Below are 16,541 nucleotides of genomic sequence, written 5' to 3'. Positions count from 1 at the left end.
GTTTCGCATACTATTCAAGTAATCCTGGGTCAAACCCCTTCGGAAGCTTAATATCCGAACCATCTTTAATCAACGCTATTATTGTACTTTCTATCGTTCTCAAAACATTCTGCATATCGCTTTTCATTTCGGATTCTGAAAATCTTAAAAAGCGTATTCCAAAGCCCTCTAATTTTTGTTGTCTTACTTCATCTTTATTAAAAGTCTCATCATGATTATGCGACATCCCGTCAATTTCAACAGCCAACATTAAGTCCTTGCAATAAAAATCTACAATATAGTTGTCTATGAATCGCTGACGATCAAAGTCAAAGCCAAGGAGTTTGTCGTTTTTTAATTCGCTCCATAACAATAGCTCTCCATCGGTCATATCTTTTCGCAGTTTGCGTGCGAGGACTTTAAGTGCAGGATTGTATGGAATAATCTTTTTTGCCATTTTATATATCCGCTTTATGAAACCCCTCCCTGCACCCTCCCAACGGGATGGAATCGCACCAGGCGTCGCTTTTTTGTCTTTTGTGTCGTTTTCTTCTTCACTTAGCGAAATCTTTCCCTGCAAGCCTCCAGAGGGAGGAAATCATACTAAGCTAACGCTTCTTTTTCCATCATACCGCCTCCGCCAGCCATATGTTTCTCACTATGCCTCCAGCGCTGCAATAGTTTATCCCTGACCCTCAGCGCAGGCTTTTCTACGGCATATCTTAATATCAGCGCGCATGCGATGGTGCTGAGGAGGCAGCAAAGCATCATCAGATTACTGTTTTTGTCGATGCCGGTTTTTTGGAACAGGTTTTGGGTAAGGTGGATCACCAGCTTGTGCGAAAGATAGATGCTGTAGGATAAGGTGGCCAGTTGTGAGGTAATGGCCGACTGGCGACGATACAGGAAATTGGATGGACAAACGATGGTTGCCAAAATCAATCCGTATCCCAGCGAAACCAAGGGGAAAACCAAGATAGTGCTGGTTAGACCATTGTCGGGTGAGCAAACAAAGTAAGCGGCTATTAAAATTATCAGGCCCAGCAGCATCAGGAGGTGATTGTACCTGTTCACTATTTCTTTTACCCGCGGATAAAAAGTATAGGCGCCGGCAATGCTCACGCCAATAAGCAATCCATCCAAGCGGTTGTAGGTGGGGTAGTAGATCACCTGGTGCCATATCGCCCCAAAATCATCTCCGGATAGGTGGGGCGCTAAAAAATAGTGCCAGCCAGCATACCTGATCATAAAACCAGCAATAAACAACATAGCCAGGATGTAGATGGCTTTTTTACCCGCTTTAAAATAGCTGAGCAGCCAAAAGGTTAAAGGCAGTATTAAATAGAACTGTTCTTCCACACATAACGACCAGGCGTGTGTAAAGGTTCCGGTTGTTTTCAGATCCAACCCAAAATTGAGGGTAAAGGTGAAATATTTCCAGAGTGGGGCCATGTGCTCCCGTTCGCGCAGGAATGGGATGGCGGTATATAATAGCAGCACTACCAGGTAAGGTGGAATGATCCGGAAAAAACGCTTTGCGAAAAACTTACGCATATCAATGGCTTTGCCGTTTTTGATGGTATTAAAAAGCTGACCGGCGATCAAAAAACCACTTAAAACAAAAAACAGGTCGACGCCAGTCCAGCCAAAGCCGCCTATTTTACTTATCCATTCCGGATGCCCGAACAGCTGGTAATGAAACAGCAAAACATAGGTAATGGCCAATGCCCGTAAATGGTCTAAACCCAATAATTTATGTTTATTGGATATGTTGGCTGTGGTATTGTCTGACATGAAATTTAATCGGGAAATTTATGCTGTAATTTATTGAAATAAATAAGATAACTAATAGGGGATATTATCTTATTTCTAATAAAAAAGTTTGTCATTTCGAACGAGGTAGGAGGAGAAATCTTCTTCGACATGCAATTGGGACTTTGTACGCAGTAGAAGATTTCTCTTTCGCACCACGCTCATATCCGCCCATGCTCTATCGAAATGACATCGTTTTTGTAAACGTCACTCTTCCAAACATCGATCACAAACTTCAAAAACAATCTTACTTCTTGCCTCTAATCTCTTGTCTCTCTGCCCTAAACCTCCCCCTCACGTTTCCTTAAAAACCACTCGCCGGATAGCAACAGGAGGATCAGCACAAATATCCATTTTACATCGATGACATCGCTGTAGTGTTTGTCTTCGTAAACAACGGTTTTGATATTGTCATTTTTGCGGATAAGGTCGGCAAGCTGGTTGAGTTGATTCGGATATAGCATTTGGCCGCCGCTTTGTTTAGCTATGGTGTTTAGCAACTGATGATTGGCAGCACTTTGGCGTGTTTCCAGGTTAAGCGGTTTTACGGTCAATTGTCCGCTGGCATTAAAGCGTTGGGTGCCATTTTGGGTAGTAGCAGTGTAACTATATTCGCCAATGGGTAGTGTACCGGCATCCAGCTGGTAGCTTTGCCCGCTGCGGCTAAACAGGAAGCTGTAATTTTTACCCGCCTGGTTCTTCAGCTCGATCCTGACATCTGGCGTATTGATCAGTTCCAGGGCATCGTTATACAGTTCGGCATTCAAGATCACGTTTTCGCCCTCGTCAAAAACATTGCGGGCAGGGTATACCCTGAATCGCTGGCGATTGGCATTGGCGGTTAGGTATTGTACGGTTTGGCTCAACAATTCGTCGGTAGCGTTGCGGTTGCCATAATTCTGATACTCGGCCAGTTGCCAGCGCCACAGGCCTTCGCCGGTGAGTATAGCGGTACGGCGCCCGGCATCGTCGGCAAAAGCCAACAGGGGGTAGGTAGTAGCTACCGCGCCAATTTTTTGTTTTAACAGTACAGCGGTATTTGCAGCTGTGCCATAACTGCCAAAGGGAGCAAGAAGTGGCGGCATTACCGCTATTTTTTTGCGTGATGAATCGGACAGGGTAAAAGCCGAAAAGCCGGCTTCGGGCAGGGCAAGCACCTCCTGCGATTCGGAACGACCCGCACTGATCTTGACGCTGTTTTGCTCCGCATTAAAAGCCTGTAGATCGGTTTGCGAGCCCAGTATATACCAAACGGGGATCTTGCTTTTAGTGATAAAGTTTTTTAGCGGCGCGTATTCACCTGCCGGGATCTGGTAAAGAATAACCAGGCTATAATCAGCCAGTTTAATACCGGCCATATCCGCGAGCAGCGTGGTTTTTACCTCGAAGTTTTTATTAGTTTCAATAGCCTGCTTAATAACGGTAATATCCGGGTGCGGACTGCGGTACACAACCAGTACCTTTTGCCGGGCATCCAGCACATCTACATAAATAGTTTCGGTATTGTTTTGGGTAGATAGTTCGTTTTTAACCGGGGCAATGCTGATGTTATATTTACGTAAGCCTTTTTTATCAGCAGTTAACTTGATGGGGGCTGTCTTTTTAAAATCGGCCGAAGCAACGGGAATAGTTTGGGTGGATACCTGCCTGCCGTCTTCGGTAACCGTTAGGTGCATATTCTCACCCTTGCTTTGATAGGCCGCGGCTAAAACCTCTATTTCAAAATCGTTACCTAAAAAGGCGGTCTTGTTATAATTAACGTTGCCAATGAGCAGGTCGCGTTTGGCAACCGTATCGCCCAGGGCAATAGTATAAATGCTGGTTTTGATGTTTTTGGCTTCGTACTGCGGATCGTTGCCCTGGTTGTACAAACCATCGGTAGCTAAAATCAGTGCGCCTATATTTTGGTTTACAAAGCGGTTATTGAGTTGCTGCAATGCCCCTGCGATATCGGTTTGCTTGCCGCTGAATTTATCGGACAAGCCGTTACTCAGATCTTTACTGAAATTAAACTCCTGCACATCATATTTATCGCCCAGTTGTTGTTTGAGTTTAGCCAGGTCGCTTATAAATTGAGCAGAATTAAAACTGGCAGGTTTAAACGTATTGATAGAAGATGAATTATCCTGCGCGACGAGCACCAAAGGTTTCTGCGGATCGTATTTAATGGTTTTTACCAGTGGCGAAACCAGCAGCATAGCGATAACAAACACTACCAACGCACGGAGAACGGCTAACCACAACCTGAAATTTTTGCCCAGGTTAACCGGTTGCCGGTATAATAGCCAGGCATAAAGTATGCCCAGTATTAAACAAACAGGCACCCACCATCCGGAAACTGACCCCCAGGTTATTGAAAACATTTTTTATAGGTTGTAATGTATAACGCAATACGTTTTACGCTCAGCTGCAAAATGCGAAATTATTGTGAAATGCGGGGAATAAAAAAAGCGTCATTGCAAGGTACGAAGCAATCTCTATGCTATACAGAGCAAACTTGGATAGTTGACCTGCTTATGTAGGGATTGCTTCATACCTTACAGCAATGACGCTTTGTAATTTAAGTTTTCTTAAACTTAGAACTTAAAATTAAAGCATTCCACCGTCAACAGGGATCACCTGGCCGGTAATGTAGGTAGCCATATCTGATGCCAGGAAAACACAGGCATTGGCCACATCTTCGGGCTGTCCGGCACGTTTCAGCGGGATATCTGCTTCCCAGCCTTCAACCACTTTAGGATCAAGTACGTCTGTCATTTCGGTTTTGATAAAGCCTGGCGCCACAACATTAGTACGGATGTTTCGTGAACCCAGCTCCTTAGCTACTGATTTGGAAAAGCCGATGATGCCCGCTTTGGAAGCAGCATAATTGGCTTGCCCGGCATTACCTTGTACACCTACCACAGAGCTCATGTTGATAAACACACCATTGCGGTTTTTCATCATGATCTTGGAGGCGGCTTTGGTAACGTTAAATATCGATTTCAGGTTTACGTTCAACACCTCGTCCCAGTTCTCTTCGGTCATGCGCATCAGCAGACCATCTTTAGTGATGCCGGCGTTGTTAACCACTATATGCAGGGTGCCAAAATCGGCTACAATATCATTGATCAGTTTTTCGGCTTCTTCAAATTTGGAAGCATCAGAGCGGTAGCCTTTTACTTTGGTGCCAAAGCTTTGCAGCTCCTGCTCCAGCGCCTGGCCTTTTTCAACCGACGATAAATAGGTAAATGCCACGTTGGCGCCTTGCTCGGCAAATTTCTCGGCTATTTTACGCCCTATACCTTTTGAGGCGCCGGTAATAAGCGCTATTTTTCCTTCTAATAATTTCATAAATTGAATATATGATTTCGGGCGGTGAAGTTAGTTAATTAGTCGGAAAGTCCGAAAGGGGGGAAGTCCGAAAGTCTGTAAAGTCTGTAAGTCCGGAAGCTGCGTAAGGCAGAAGTGTTAAAATCTGAAACCTAAAATAGCAAAGGCCTGTTTTGTACGATTTTAATATCATAAACTTTCGGACTTTACTAACTTTCTAACTTCCGGACTATAAAAAATATCACTACCTTTGCGGCTCAAAAAATTACGTGTGCATGAGCCAGTCTGTTCAAATAAAAAACGCTTTAATTTCTGTTTACTACAAAGATAATTTAGAGCCTATTATCCTGGAGTTAAACCGCCTTGGTGTCGAGATCTATTCTACCGGTGGTACCGAAACTTTTATCCGTAATTTGGGTGTTAATGTGGTGCCCGTGGAGGACCTTACATCATACCCATCTATTTTAGGCGGACGTGTTAAAACCCTGCACCCCAAAGTGTTTGGAGGCATCCTTGCCCGCAGGAGTTTTGATGGTGACGGACAGCAGCTGGCCCAGTACGAGATACCGGAGATTGACCTGGTAATTGTTGATCTTTATCCTTTTGAAGAAACCGTAAAATCAGGCGCAGCCCAGGAAGATGTGATCGAGAAGATCGATATCGGTGGTATTTCATTGATCCGCGCGGCAGCAAAAAACTTTAAGGATGTAGTAATCGTAGCTTCCAAAAATGATTACGGTACGCTGGAAGATATCCTGAAAACACAGGGTGGCGCAACCACGCTTGATCAACGCCGTTCATTCGCTCAAAAAGCATTCAATATATCATCACATTACGATACCGCCATCTTCCAATATTTTAACCAGGAAGAGCCGCTACCGGTATTTAAACAAAGTATACAAAGCAGTCAGGTTTTGCGTTACGGCGAAAACCCACACCAGGGCGGTGTGTTTTATGGTGATCTGGACGCCATGTTCACCAAACTGCACGGTAAGGAATTATCTTACAACAACCTGGTCGATGTGGATGCAGCCGTTGCTTTGATCGACGAGTTTACCGAGCCCACCGTGGCGATATTGAAACATACCAATGCTTGCGGTATTGCCTCGCGATCTTTTATTAAAGAAGCCTGGATCGATGCGCTGGCCTGCGACCCGGTTTCAGCTTTTGGTGGTGTGATCATTGCCAATGATGAAATCAACGCGGATACGGCTACGGAGATCAGCAAAATATTTTACGAAGTACTGATAGCCCCGGCTTATACCGACGAAGCCGTACAAATTTTACAGAGCAAAAAGAACCGTATTATTTTGGTCCGCCAACCGGTGGCTTTGCCAACCAAGCAGTTCAAAACTTTATTGAATGGCGTTATTGAGCAGGATAAAGACGCGGTTATTGAAGGTCCCGCTCAAATGACCCCGGTTACCAACAGAAAACCGACTGAGCACGAGTTGCATGATCTGTTTTTTGCCAACAAAGTGGTAAAACACACCAAATCAAACACTATAGTATTTGCAAAAAATGGTCAGCTGATGGCCAGCGGTGTTGGTCAAACTTCAAGAGTTGATTCTTTAAAACAGGCGGTTATCAAAGCGCATAGTTTTGGCTTCGACCTGCATGGCGCAGTGATGGCATCTGATGCTTTTTTTCCGTTCCCGGATTGTGCCGAGTTGGCTGCAGAAGCGGGTATAACAGCTATATTACAACCAGGCGGATCCATAAACGACAAACTTTCTGTTGAAATGTGTAATGAAAAAAACATTTCGATGGTGACCACCGGCGTTCGTCATTTTAAACACTAAAATTAAAGATTAACCGGGCTTGTTGGGTTGGATGAAGTGTGGCAGATTGGAAATAAATGGTAGTTTTACAACTCCGAAAGCCCGATTAACATAATTTAACTTAACCGACCTGTCCAAACAATAAATATGAAATTTATACGCTCTTAATTGCAACTATGTGATTTTTTTAAGCGTATTTTTATAAACTTTACAGATTATTTGAAAGAAGCAACAGATGGGTTTATTTAACTTTTTTACACAAGAAATAGCTATCGATTTGGGTACCGCGAATACCCTCATTATACATAACGACAAAGTTGTTGTTGACGAACCTTCTATCGTGGCGTTTGACAGGACAACTAATAAAGTAATTGCCATTGGCAGGCAGGCCATGCAAATGGAAGGTAAAACACATGATAACATCCGCACGGTACGCCCGCTGAAGGATGGTGTAATTGCCGACTTTAACGCTGCCGAACACATGATACGGGGTATGATCAAAATGATCAACCAAGGTAAAGGCTGGTTTTTCCCTTCATTGCGTATGGTGATCTGTATCCCTTCGGGTATTACCGAGGTGGAAAAACGCGCCGTGCGTGACTCTGCCGAGATTGCCGGCGCCAAAGAGGTTTACCTGATACATGAGCCAATGGCCGCTGCTGTAGGTATCGGTATCGACGTGGAAGAACCCATGGGTAACATGATCATCGATATTGGTGGTGGTACTACCGAGATTGCAGTTATCGCCCTGTCAGGTATCGTTTGCGACCAGTCTATCCGCGTAGCGGGAGATAACTTTGACTCAGACATTGTACAATATATCCGCCGTCAACATAACATCATGATTGGTGATCGTACTGCCGAGAAGATCAAAATTGAGGTTGGTGCCGCCTTGCCGGAATTGGCAGATCCACCAAGTGATTTTGCTGTTCAGGGCCGCGACTTGATGACCGGTGTTCCAAAGCAGATCATGGTATCCTATACCGAAATTGCACACTGCCTGGATAAATCGATCTCTAAAATAGAGGAAGCGATATTGAAAGCACTGGAAATTACCCCGCCAGAGCTATCAGCCGATATTTACCAAACAGGTATTTATTTAACAGGTGGTGGCGCTTTGCTACGTGGTTTGGATAAACGTGTAGCGGCAAAAACAAAACTACCGGTTCACGTGGCCGAAGATCCGCTACGTGCCGTAGTACGCGGAACAGGAACCGCCCTTAAAAACATAGGAAATTTTAAATTTTTAATGCAATAGCCTATAATTACTGAATTATTGAGTTATTGAATTAGTGGTTTTAGGATCTTTTTAATTCAATAACTCGGTAATTCAATAATTCAATAATTATAAAACGATGCGTAACCTCTTGATATTTATCACTAAGTATAACGCGTTTTTTTTATTCCTGATTTTTGAGATAAGCTCGCTGCTTATTTATATCAAATACAACTCCTTTCAAAAAGCTACTTTTATTAATTCAACCAACAAGGTTACCGGTACGCTGTACACACAGGTTAGTCAGTTTTATGCATACTTGTCGTTAAAAGAAGTAAATGACAGCCTCGCCTGCGAAAACGCCCAACTGCGCGGGATATTAAAATCGGCTTTGTATGTAGATACGATTGAAAAACATAAGGTGGTTGATACCACTTACAAACAACAGTATACCTATATTGTAGCCAGAGTGATCAATAACTCTACCAACAAGCGCAGTAACTATATTACCATTAACCGGGGTAGTAAAGAAGGTATAACTAAGGATATGGGGGTTATTTGCAGCTCGGGGGTAGTAGGGATGGTAGTTGATGTTTCAGAGCATTTGGCTATAGTGCAATCGGTATTGAATAAAAACACCCGTTTTAGTGCTATGCTGGCTAATAATAAAGAGATTGGCTCATTTATATGGGGGGCTGATCTTGACCCTAAAAAGGGATTGTTAACGGATATCCAGAACGATGCTCAACCGAAACTGGGTGAGCAGGTAGTTACCTCGGGGTATTCGCTTTTTCCTACGGGCATTCCCTTTGGAAAAATAACAAACCTGCATGCTAAAGGTGGCGGCTTACTGCTTAATGTGGATGTGACACTTGCTGTTGATTTTAGTAAACTGGAATATGTTTACGTGATAAATAACAAATTTGCGCAGGAGCAAACGGATCTGGAGGCCGGACAGAAAAAAAATGAGTAGAGCTATTTTAGTTAATGCTATCCGGTTTCTGGTGCTGGTTTTTATGCAGGTGTTTTTGCTCAAGAACATTACCTTTTATAACCTGTCGACCCCGTATCTGTATATCTTGTTTATTTTGCTGCTTCCGTTTGAGGTGCCTAATATATTGCTGTTTGTACTGTCGTTTTTATTAGGGTTAACCATTGATGCTTTTTATGATACGCCTGGTCTGCACGCAGCCGCGTGTGTGGTACTGGCTTTAGTGCGTATCCTGTTTATCAGCATCACGGTGCAAAAAGATGGCTTTGATAATGAACCTGAACCTACCTTGAGTATTATGGGGTTCCGGTGGTTTTTTACCTATGCCCTGGTGCTTACCCTCTTTCATCATTTCTTTCTGCTGAATTTAGAGGTATTTAGTTTTTCTGAAATCCAATACACACTAAGCCGTGTTGTATTGAGTTCAATATTTACTGTATTTTTAATGCTTATTTCAGGATTACTATTTTTCAGAAGGAAAGAACGTAAATGAACAAGTTTTTTGAGCGTCGGTACGTTGTAACAGGTATTTTTCTGGTAATTATGATCACTCTTTTGGGTAGGCTTTACTATATCCAGATAGTTGATGATCGTTATACATTATATGCTAATCGTAATGTAAGGCGCATAGAGATCCAATACCCGGCGCGTGGCCCCATACTTGATCGTTATGGTAAAATACTGGTTCAGAATGTACCCATTTATGACATTACAGTTAATCCAAAAGAAGTAAAACCGTTTGATACGCTGGCGTTTTGTAAATTATTAGGTATTGATAAAGAAGGCTTTGATAAGCGTATGATCAAGGCCATCAAATACTCTCCTAATAAGGAGTCGATATTTGAAAAACAGCTCCCTTTTGAGTTGTACGCGTCTTTCCAGGAAAAACTAACCGAATTTCCGGGATTTTATGTGCAGCGACGTACGGTAAGAACCTATCCCGATTCAACTGCCGCTCAGTTTTTAGGTTTTATTGGCGAGGTGCAGGACCGGGATATTGAACGCTCAAACGGCTATTATCGCCAGGGCGATTATATTGGTGTTACCGGTGTCGAAAAGTCCTATGAACAAGTTTTGCGGGGACAAAGAGGCGTGAAAATACAAATGGTTGATTCGCGTGGCATACCCAAAGGTTCTTTTGCCAATGGCGCCTTTGATACTTTGGCCCATCCCGGCGAACGACTTACTTCATCACTTGATATGAACCTGCAAAAGCTGGGCGAAAAGCTGATGAAAAACAAACTGGGTAGTATCGTAGCTATTGAACCGTCAAGCGGCGAAATATTATGTTATGTAAGCAGCCCTACGTATGACCCCAACCTGATGGTTGGCCGGGAGCGGGGAAACAATGCCTCCAAACTATACAACGATCCTTATAATCCGTTTTTTATCCGGCCTATACAGGCCTATTATCCTCCTGGGTCGTCATTTAAGCCTTTGAGCGCACTTATCGCCATACAGGAAGGGGTAATTACCCCCGAAACCATGTATTACTGTCCGGGATATTATATAGCGGGTAACAGAAGGATACCTTGTTTTCATGGCGAAGTGCACGGGGCTGTTAATTTAAGTAAAGCTGTAGCAGAGTCATGTAATGGTTACTTTGATATGGTTTTTGAGAAGCTGATAAACCGTAATGGGGCCAAAAAGACCGATACATCATTTAATTATTGGCGAGGTAATGTAGCCAAATTTGGTTTGGGTACCAAGTTAGGGCTTGATATGCCAAACGAAGGCCGGGGTAACCTGCCAAGGGCATCCTACTATGATAAAGTATACCATAAAGGCGGCTGGCGTTCAAGTACGGTTATTTCATTAGGGATAGGGCAGGGCGAATTATTAGCTACCCCCTTACAGTTAGCCAATATCGAAGCCACTATTGCCAACCGTGGTTTTTATTACAAACCGCATTTGATAAAAGCCATTGGCGATAAACAGGTGATCAAACACGAGTATAATGTGAAGAATTATGTGGGCATAGATTCACAGTATTTTAAGCCGGTTATTGATGGTATGGAAAGTGTGGTTGATTATGGAACGGCCAAAGGGGCAAAAATACCGGGTATCATCATGTGCGGGAAAACCGGTACGGCTCAAAACAGAACAGGTAAGGATAATTCGGTATTTGTTGCTTTTGCCCCAAGGGATAACCCCAAAATAGCCATAGCCGTAGTGGTTGAGAATGCAGGGCAGGGTGGTACATGGGCAGCGCCCATTGCCAGTTTTATTGTTGAACAATATTTAAAAAAATCGATATCGCAACGGCCATCGGGTATTACACCTGATTATTACATCAATGCCAACCTGTTGCCCGATTTAAATATTTATCTGCCGGAAAGGTTAAAAGAAAGAAAAAGAGATAGTATCAGATCTGTGCGGGCTGATTCAATCAGGAAGGTGAAAGCCGATTCGATCAAAAAGGCGGCTCAGCTCAAAACGGCTAACAATAATAAATCAGGAAGTTTAAGCAATCTTTTAGCAGGCAGGGGGGCTGGTAAATAATATGAGTGTAAACAACCAGCGCAGCTTTTTTTTCAATGTAGATTGGTTAATAGTGCTCCTGTATCTGGCCCTGTGTACTATTGGTTGGTTCAATATTCACGCTGCTGTGTTTGATGAAAAGCACCCCAGTATTATTGATGCCTCAACTAACTATGGTAAGCAATTTATTTATATCAACGTATCCATCGTAGTAGCCATAGTTATACTGTTGTTGGAGAGCAGGTTTTTAACCGCGCTTGCACCTGCATTTTACGGTATAACGGTACTGCTGCTGATATTGGTGTTAGTAGTGGGCCGAAACGTGGGTGGTAACCAGGCCTGGATAAACATGGGTGGTGGGTTCCGGTTACAACCCTCAGAGTTTGCTAAGTTTTCCACGTGTTTGCTATTGGCCCGTTATCTGAGCTCGGTTAATATTAAAGTTACCGAATTAAGATCATTTCTGATAGCCGCGGCCATAATTGGCTTCCCGATGTTGCTGATCATGCTGCAGCCCGATACCGGGTCAACGTTGGTGTTCTGCTCGCTTATTTTTGTACTTTACCGTGAGGGCCTGTCGCCATATTTTTTGGTGATCAGTGGTTTGCTTATTGTGCTGTTTGTAGTTTCACTTTTGTATAATCCAGTTTATGTAATCCTGGTATTAGTGGCATTAACCGCCCTGGTCATATTTTTATTCAGACGGCATCGCAAGCTTATTTTTACTATGCTGGTAGGCCTGGCCATATCTGTCGCGTTTATTTTTAGCGTTAAGTTTATTTACTCCCATGTTTTAAAGCCGCACCAAACCGAACGTATTAATATACTATTAGGTATCACTACTGATTTAAAAGGCAAAGGGTATAACGTAAACCAGTCGAAAATAGCTATTGGCTCGGGCAAGTTATGGGGTAAGGGTTATTTACATGGCACACAAACCAAATACTCCTTTGTACCCGAGCAAAGTACCGATTTTATTTTTTGTACCATTGGCGAAGAGTGGGGCTTTGCCGGATCGGTTGTGGTCATCGGGCTTTATTTGTTTTTGATATTGCGGGTGATCTACCTGGCCGAAAGGCAGCGATCGCCTTTCTCCCGTATATACGGTTATGGGGTGGCTTCTGTATTGTTTTTTCATGTGGTTATTAACATTGGCATGACCATTGGGGTGGTGCCTGTAATTGGTATACCTCTGCCATTTATCAGTTATGGCGGCTCTTCTTTGCTCAGTTTTACCATACTGCTTTTTATCCTCGTTAAGCTCGATTCAAACCGAATGGGCATCGTTTAATATACGCTGAAGTGTCTGGCGCTAACGCCTTGACTATGTATACTGTATGATTTGTCTTATTACTATATTGTTACATTAATATTAATTTATTTAATACTGATAAGGTAAATATAGTTACAGAATGGTTAAATATTTAAATATCCAATAATTAAATTATTAATCTTTTAGTTAAATCATTGACTTGTTAACAATTGTGTTAATTATAGATTACTTTTCTTAAAAATCGCCTGTTAATCCCATATTTTAACATTTTATTTATTAAATAGCCCCGTAAATTAGCGTGCAAACTGCTGTTGAGTAAAATGAATGAATTGAATATAGAGCCATAAAAGTGCGCTTTTGGTCTAAAAAGCAGGTTTTTATAATGTTTTAACCCATTTTTAAGCCTTTTTCCCTTTCAGAAGCAGTACCCGCAAACTGGTACGCATTTAAGTATTTATTGTTATATATTATATTTGTTTTAAGCGTTTGGCCGAACGGAGGCGTATCCTGAAAAGCCTATAACAGAGTAAGGGGACAAAACAATAAATAACACTATTATGAAAAATTTAGAATTAAAAGAACTTGGCGTTCAAGAAATGAATGCTACTGAAATGACAAAAGTTAACGGTGGCGGTCCTTTAAGCGACATACTGGTTAACACTTTATTTGTGGCCTTGGGAGGTGTAAGCATTTTGGTAAACAACACAGTTCAGTTTGTTGGTTACACTGTAAATTCGCTTTTAGGCTTCATTAAAAGCTAATTAGTTTTATTTAACTATTTCCCAAAAACAATTTCGCGATCCCTGTTCCGATAAGGTGGCTAACACAGCTTATCTCACTGATTGCGATTCTAATTAATTTGTGGCATTGCCATTATTGGCCGGCCAGACGGGCGAATCCTGAAAAGCCCTAACAGAGTAAGGGATTATTGAACAAAAAAATACTATTATGAAAAATTTAGAATTAAAAGAACTTGGCGTTCAAGAAATGAATGCTACTGAAATGACTAACGTTAATGGTGGTTTATTAGGCATCAGCATTGACCTTGGCCCACTTTTCGCTCAACTTAACAAAACAGTAACTGAAGTTGTGTCTTTTGTTACTACTCAAGTTAAAATCGTTGGTGCTATTCTTGGAGCATTATAATAAAACCTTTTAAATAGCCGTTGCCCAGGTTGGGTTAACGGCTATTTATTCCTATCGCACGTAACAAATCCTATTCCTCAATTTCACATAAATGGCGGATCCCGAAAAGCCATGAACAGAGTAGGGAAATTTTTTAAAACTACCCTTATGAAAAATTTAGAGTTAAAAGAACTTGGAGTTCAGGAAATGAATGTTGCTGAAATGGCCGATGTAAATGGCGGCAGTGTAATTGGAGGTATCATCAATGCTGTTCAGGCACTTGTAGACGGCCTTCAGGCAAATGTAAACCTGGATGGGATCATTCAGGACTTTAAAACCTTTTTTACTACCCTTAAAGGTTTGCTGCACGGATAACTGTTGCTTAAATTGAATTAAACAGTTATTTACCCATATATTTAAACTGAGATTATTCCCAAAACTTATTATATACATGGCGAATCCTGAAAAGCCATAACAGAGTAAGGAAAATGTTTAAGATTACAATCATGAAAAACCTTGAATTAAAAGAACTGGATGTCCAGGAAATGAATACTGCTGAAATGACTACGGTTAATGGTGGTGCTATTTTGGATGGTGTTGCTACCCTTGTTGATAATGTCGCCCTTCTTATTGGTGGTTCGCTTGGTTCCCTGCTTCCGGGGCTTTCAAATGTAATTGTGAATATTTTACATTCCGTGTCAGGTCTTCTTAATCGAATTTAAGATCTTATACAAGCACTTGAGCTAATTAAAAGCTATAAGGCAGCCGTATACTTGATATATCGGCTTTTGCCGATTAAGGCGTATCCTGAAAAGCCTTAACAGAGTAAGGGATTTTATATACAAAAAACACAATTATGAAAAATCTAAAATTAAAAGAGCTTGGTGTTCAGGAAATGAATACTGCTGAAATGACAAAAGTTAACGGTGGTGGTTTAGGCGACATTTCAATCAGCCTTAACCTTGAGCCCGTTTTGAAATTTTTAGCAGGTGTATTAACTGATACAGGTTCACTCCTTACCAAAACATTGGGCTCGCTGTTTCAATTACTTCAGGGCGGCTTGTAAGATAAGCAATAGCCGTTGTTCTTAAATGCTTAAGGGTACGGCTATTTTCTTTTCAACAGAGTCAACTTAATTTGGCTCATTTTCGTAAAAAAAACAAATAAACACTCACAATTATGAAAAATTTAGAATTAAAAGAACTTGGTGTTCAGGAAATGGATGCTAAGGAAATGATCAATGTTAACGGTGGATACGGCTTAGGTGATCTGCTTGGCGCCGTATTTACAGCTTTAGGCTCTATTTTAGATGCCGTTGTTAAATTGGTTCAAGGTTTATAAAAACATAAATAGTCGTTATCACGATTCATTGGGATAACGACTATTTTAATATGTTGCAAAGGCATGGCTTTATCTACCTATTCTACAGAAACAATTGCTGAAACCTCTATTGTTTACCGTTCACAGATAAGCAGGAGAACCCAGCTTATCTATTTAGTTACGGTATTAGCAATAATAGTAACTTTTGTACTGCTTCCATTTATTAAAACCCCCATCAGTATCAAGGGGACCGGGCTTTTACAATCATCTATTGAAAAAGCCGAGTTAACTATTCCGGTTAACGGCCGGCTCACCAGGCTTAAACTTACCGACAATCAAAAAATTACCCGTGGCGATACCATTTTAGTGATAGACGCCTCCGTGCAGAAACAACAAGGCGCTCTGGCCGATAATCGCAAAAGACAAATAGGACAGTTTTTAGGTGATATCAACGAATTATTGGCTGGCGTTAACAGGGGAAGAACAAGTACCCCTAATTTGCAAACCGGGCAATATAATGCCTCATGGCAGCAATTTTCGCAGGAGCTGGCAAATTCGGCCATTGCCAAACAACAGTCGGCAAGTACATTTAACCGCTATAACGAATTGTATAAGAACAAAGTGCTTACCGAATCGGAGTACGAAAAGTATAAATTTGAGTATGAACAGGCTAAATCTGCTTATTTAATGGTGTTAGCCAAATATAAAACGCAATGGCAAACCGAAGCTAATGGTTTCAGGAATGAATTGCGCCAGCTAAACGGACAGGAAGCTGAGATAAACGAACAAAAAAGACAATACATGCTGAGGGCTCCTATAAGCGGCTCAGTTCAAAATATATCAGGTGTGCAAAACGGCGCGTACGTGTTTGCTAACCAAAAGATCGGTGAAATATCACCAGATGCCAATTTAACTGCCTTTTGCTATATCAAACCCTCAGATATCGGGTTGATTAAAAAGGGGCAGCAGGTACGTTTCCAGGTAGATGCATTCAATTACAATCAATGGGGACTGATGACTGGTAAGGTGGTTGATATTTCTGATGATATTATTATAGTAAACCAAAACCAACCGGTATTTAAGGTAAAATGTACGCTTGATAAAAACTACCTCACTTTAAAGAATGGCTACAAAGGATACCTGAAAAAAGGGATGAATTTTACAGCCCGATTTAACGTAACCAAGCGGAGCTTATATCAGTTATTGTACGATAAGGTAGATGATTGGGTAAATCCTAATATTGGCAGCTAA

Annotated in this window: 17 protein-coding genes; 13 read left to right on the top strand and 4 right to left on the bottom strand. The window is 41.8% G+C overall.

Going from position 1 to position 16,541, the window contains the following annotated elements:
- Positions 1-10: 10 nt before the first annotated feature.
- The 4 genes from ACNURT_RS22165 to fabG all read right to left on the bottom strand — a co-directional run bounded on the left by ACNURT_RS22165 (position 11) and on the right by fabG (position 5,124).
- Entirely contained in the window at positions 11-436 is a 426-nt protein-coding gene (locus tag ACNURT_RS22165) for an endonuclease domain-containing protein (RefSeq protein ID WP_419699539.1), read from the bottom strand.
- A 146-nt stretch (positions 437-582) separates the two neighbouring features.
- Positions 583-1,773: an acyltransferase family protein gene (locus ACNURT_RS22160; protein WP_419699538.1), complete on the bottom strand. Its 1,191-nt coding sequence runs from the start codon at positions 1,771-1,773 to the stop codon at positions 583-585.
- A gap of 299 nt (positions 1,774-2,072) precedes the next feature.
- A complete protein-coding gene (locus ACNURT_RS22155; protein WP_419699537.1) occupies positions 2,073-4,154 on the bottom strand; it encodes a hypothetical protein in 2,082 nt (693 codons plus the stop codon).
- 226 nt (positions 4,155-4,380) lie between these two features.
- Complete coding sequence (gene fabG, locus ACNURT_RS22150) at positions 4,381-5,124, bottom strand: 3-oxoacyl-[acyl-carrier-protein] reductase (protein ID WP_370996346.1); 744 nt, start codon at positions 5,122-5,124, stop codon at positions 4,381-4,383.
- A 254-nt stretch (positions 5,125-5,378) separates the two neighbouring features.
- On the opposite strand from fabG, the gene purH reads away from it, so the two are divergent.
- From purH to ACNURT_RS22085, 13 genes are all read left to right on the top strand, one after another.
- Complete coding sequence (gene purH / locus ACNURT_RS22145) at positions 5,379-6,905, top strand: bifunctional phosphoribosylaminoimidazolecarboxamide formyltransferase/IMP cyclohydrolase (protein WP_370996347.1); 1,527 nt, start codon at positions 5,379-5,381, stop codon at positions 6,903-6,905.
- 214 nt (positions 6,906-7,119) lie between these two features.
- Positions 7,120-8,142, top strand: a complete 1,023-nt coding sequence (locus tag ACNURT_RS22140; protein ID WP_076378059.1) for a rod shape-determining protein — start codon at positions 7,120-7,122, stop codon at positions 8,140-8,142.
- Between the two features lie 97 nt (positions 8,143-8,239).
- The gene (gene mreC / locus ACNURT_RS22135; RefSeq protein ID WP_419699536.1) at positions 8,240-9,073 is read left to right on the top strand and encodes a rod shape-determining protein MreC; all 834 of its coding nucleotides are present in this window, start codon (positions 8,240-8,242) and stop codon (positions 9,071-9,073) included.
- A complete protein-coding gene (locus ACNURT_RS22130; RefSeq protein WP_370996349.1) occupies positions 9,066-9,584 on the top strand; it encodes a rod shape-determining protein MreD in 519 nt (172 codons plus the stop codon). Before mreC ends, ACNURT_RS22130 begins: the two co-directional genes overlap by 8 nt.
- The gene (gene mrdA, locus ACNURT_RS22125; RefSeq protein WP_419699535.1) at positions 9,581-11,593 is read left to right on the top strand and encodes a penicillin-binding protein 2; all 2,013 of its coding nucleotides are present in this window, start codon (positions 9,581-9,583) and stop codon (positions 11,591-11,593) included. Before ACNURT_RS22130 ends, mrdA begins: the two co-directional genes overlap by 4 nt.
- A 1-nt stretch (position 11,594) precedes the next feature.
- A complete protein-coding gene (gene rodA / locus ACNURT_RS22120; protein WP_419699534.1) occupies positions 11,595-12,863 on the top strand; it encodes a rod shape-determining protein RodA in 1,269 nt (422 codons plus the stop codon).
- A gap of 539 nt (positions 12,864-13,402) precedes the next feature.
- Positions 13,403-13,606 (top strand): hypothetical protein, encoded by a 204-nt coding sequence (locus ACNURT_RS22115; protein WP_419699533.1) that lies wholly within the window; start codon positions 13,403-13,405, stop codon positions 13,604-13,606.
- Between the two features lie 187 nt (positions 13,607-13,793).
- Positions 13,794-13,991: a hypothetical protein gene (locus ACNURT_RS22110; protein WP_370996353.1), complete on the top strand. Its 198-nt coding sequence runs from the start codon at positions 13,794-13,796 to the stop codon at positions 13,989-13,991.
- A gap of 147 nt (positions 13,992-14,138) precedes the next feature.
- The gene (locus ACNURT_RS22105) at positions 14,139-14,345 is read left to right on the top strand and encodes a hypothetical protein (RefSeq protein ID WP_370996354.1); all 207 of its coding nucleotides are present in this window, start codon (positions 14,139-14,141) and stop codon (positions 14,343-14,345) included.
- Between the two features lie 131 nt (positions 14,346-14,476).
- The gene (locus ACNURT_RS22100; RefSeq protein ID WP_419699532.1) at positions 14,477-14,692 is read left to right on the top strand and encodes a hypothetical protein; all 216 of its coding nucleotides are present in this window, start codon (positions 14,477-14,479) and stop codon (positions 14,690-14,692) included.
- Positions 14,693-14,826: 134 nt separating this feature from the next.
- The gene (locus tag ACNURT_RS22095; protein WP_419699531.1) at positions 14,827-15,036 is read left to right on the top strand and encodes a hypothetical protein; all 210 of its coding nucleotides are present in this window, start codon (positions 14,827-14,829) and stop codon (positions 15,034-15,036) included.
- Positions 15,037-15,149: 113 nt separating this feature from the next.
- Positions 15,150-15,311 (top strand): hypothetical protein, encoded by a 162-nt coding sequence (locus tag ACNURT_RS22090; RefSeq protein WP_172336958.1) that lies wholly within the window; start codon positions 15,150-15,152, stop codon positions 15,309-15,311.
- Between the two features lie 63 nt (positions 15,312-15,374).
- Positions 15,375-16,541: an HlyD family secretion protein gene (locus ACNURT_RS22085; RefSeq protein WP_370996357.1), complete on the top strand. Its 1,167-nt coding sequence runs from the start codon at positions 15,375-15,377 to the stop codon at positions 16,539-16,541.

The organism is Mucilaginibacter sp. NFX135 (assembly GCF_048565145.1).
Classification (GTDB): Bacteria; Bacteroidota; Bacteroidia; order Sphingobacteriales; family Sphingobacteriaceae; genus Mucilaginibacter.
Note: the sequence above shows the minus strand (reverse complement) of the source record. Positions and strands in the feature narration are given on the sequence as shown.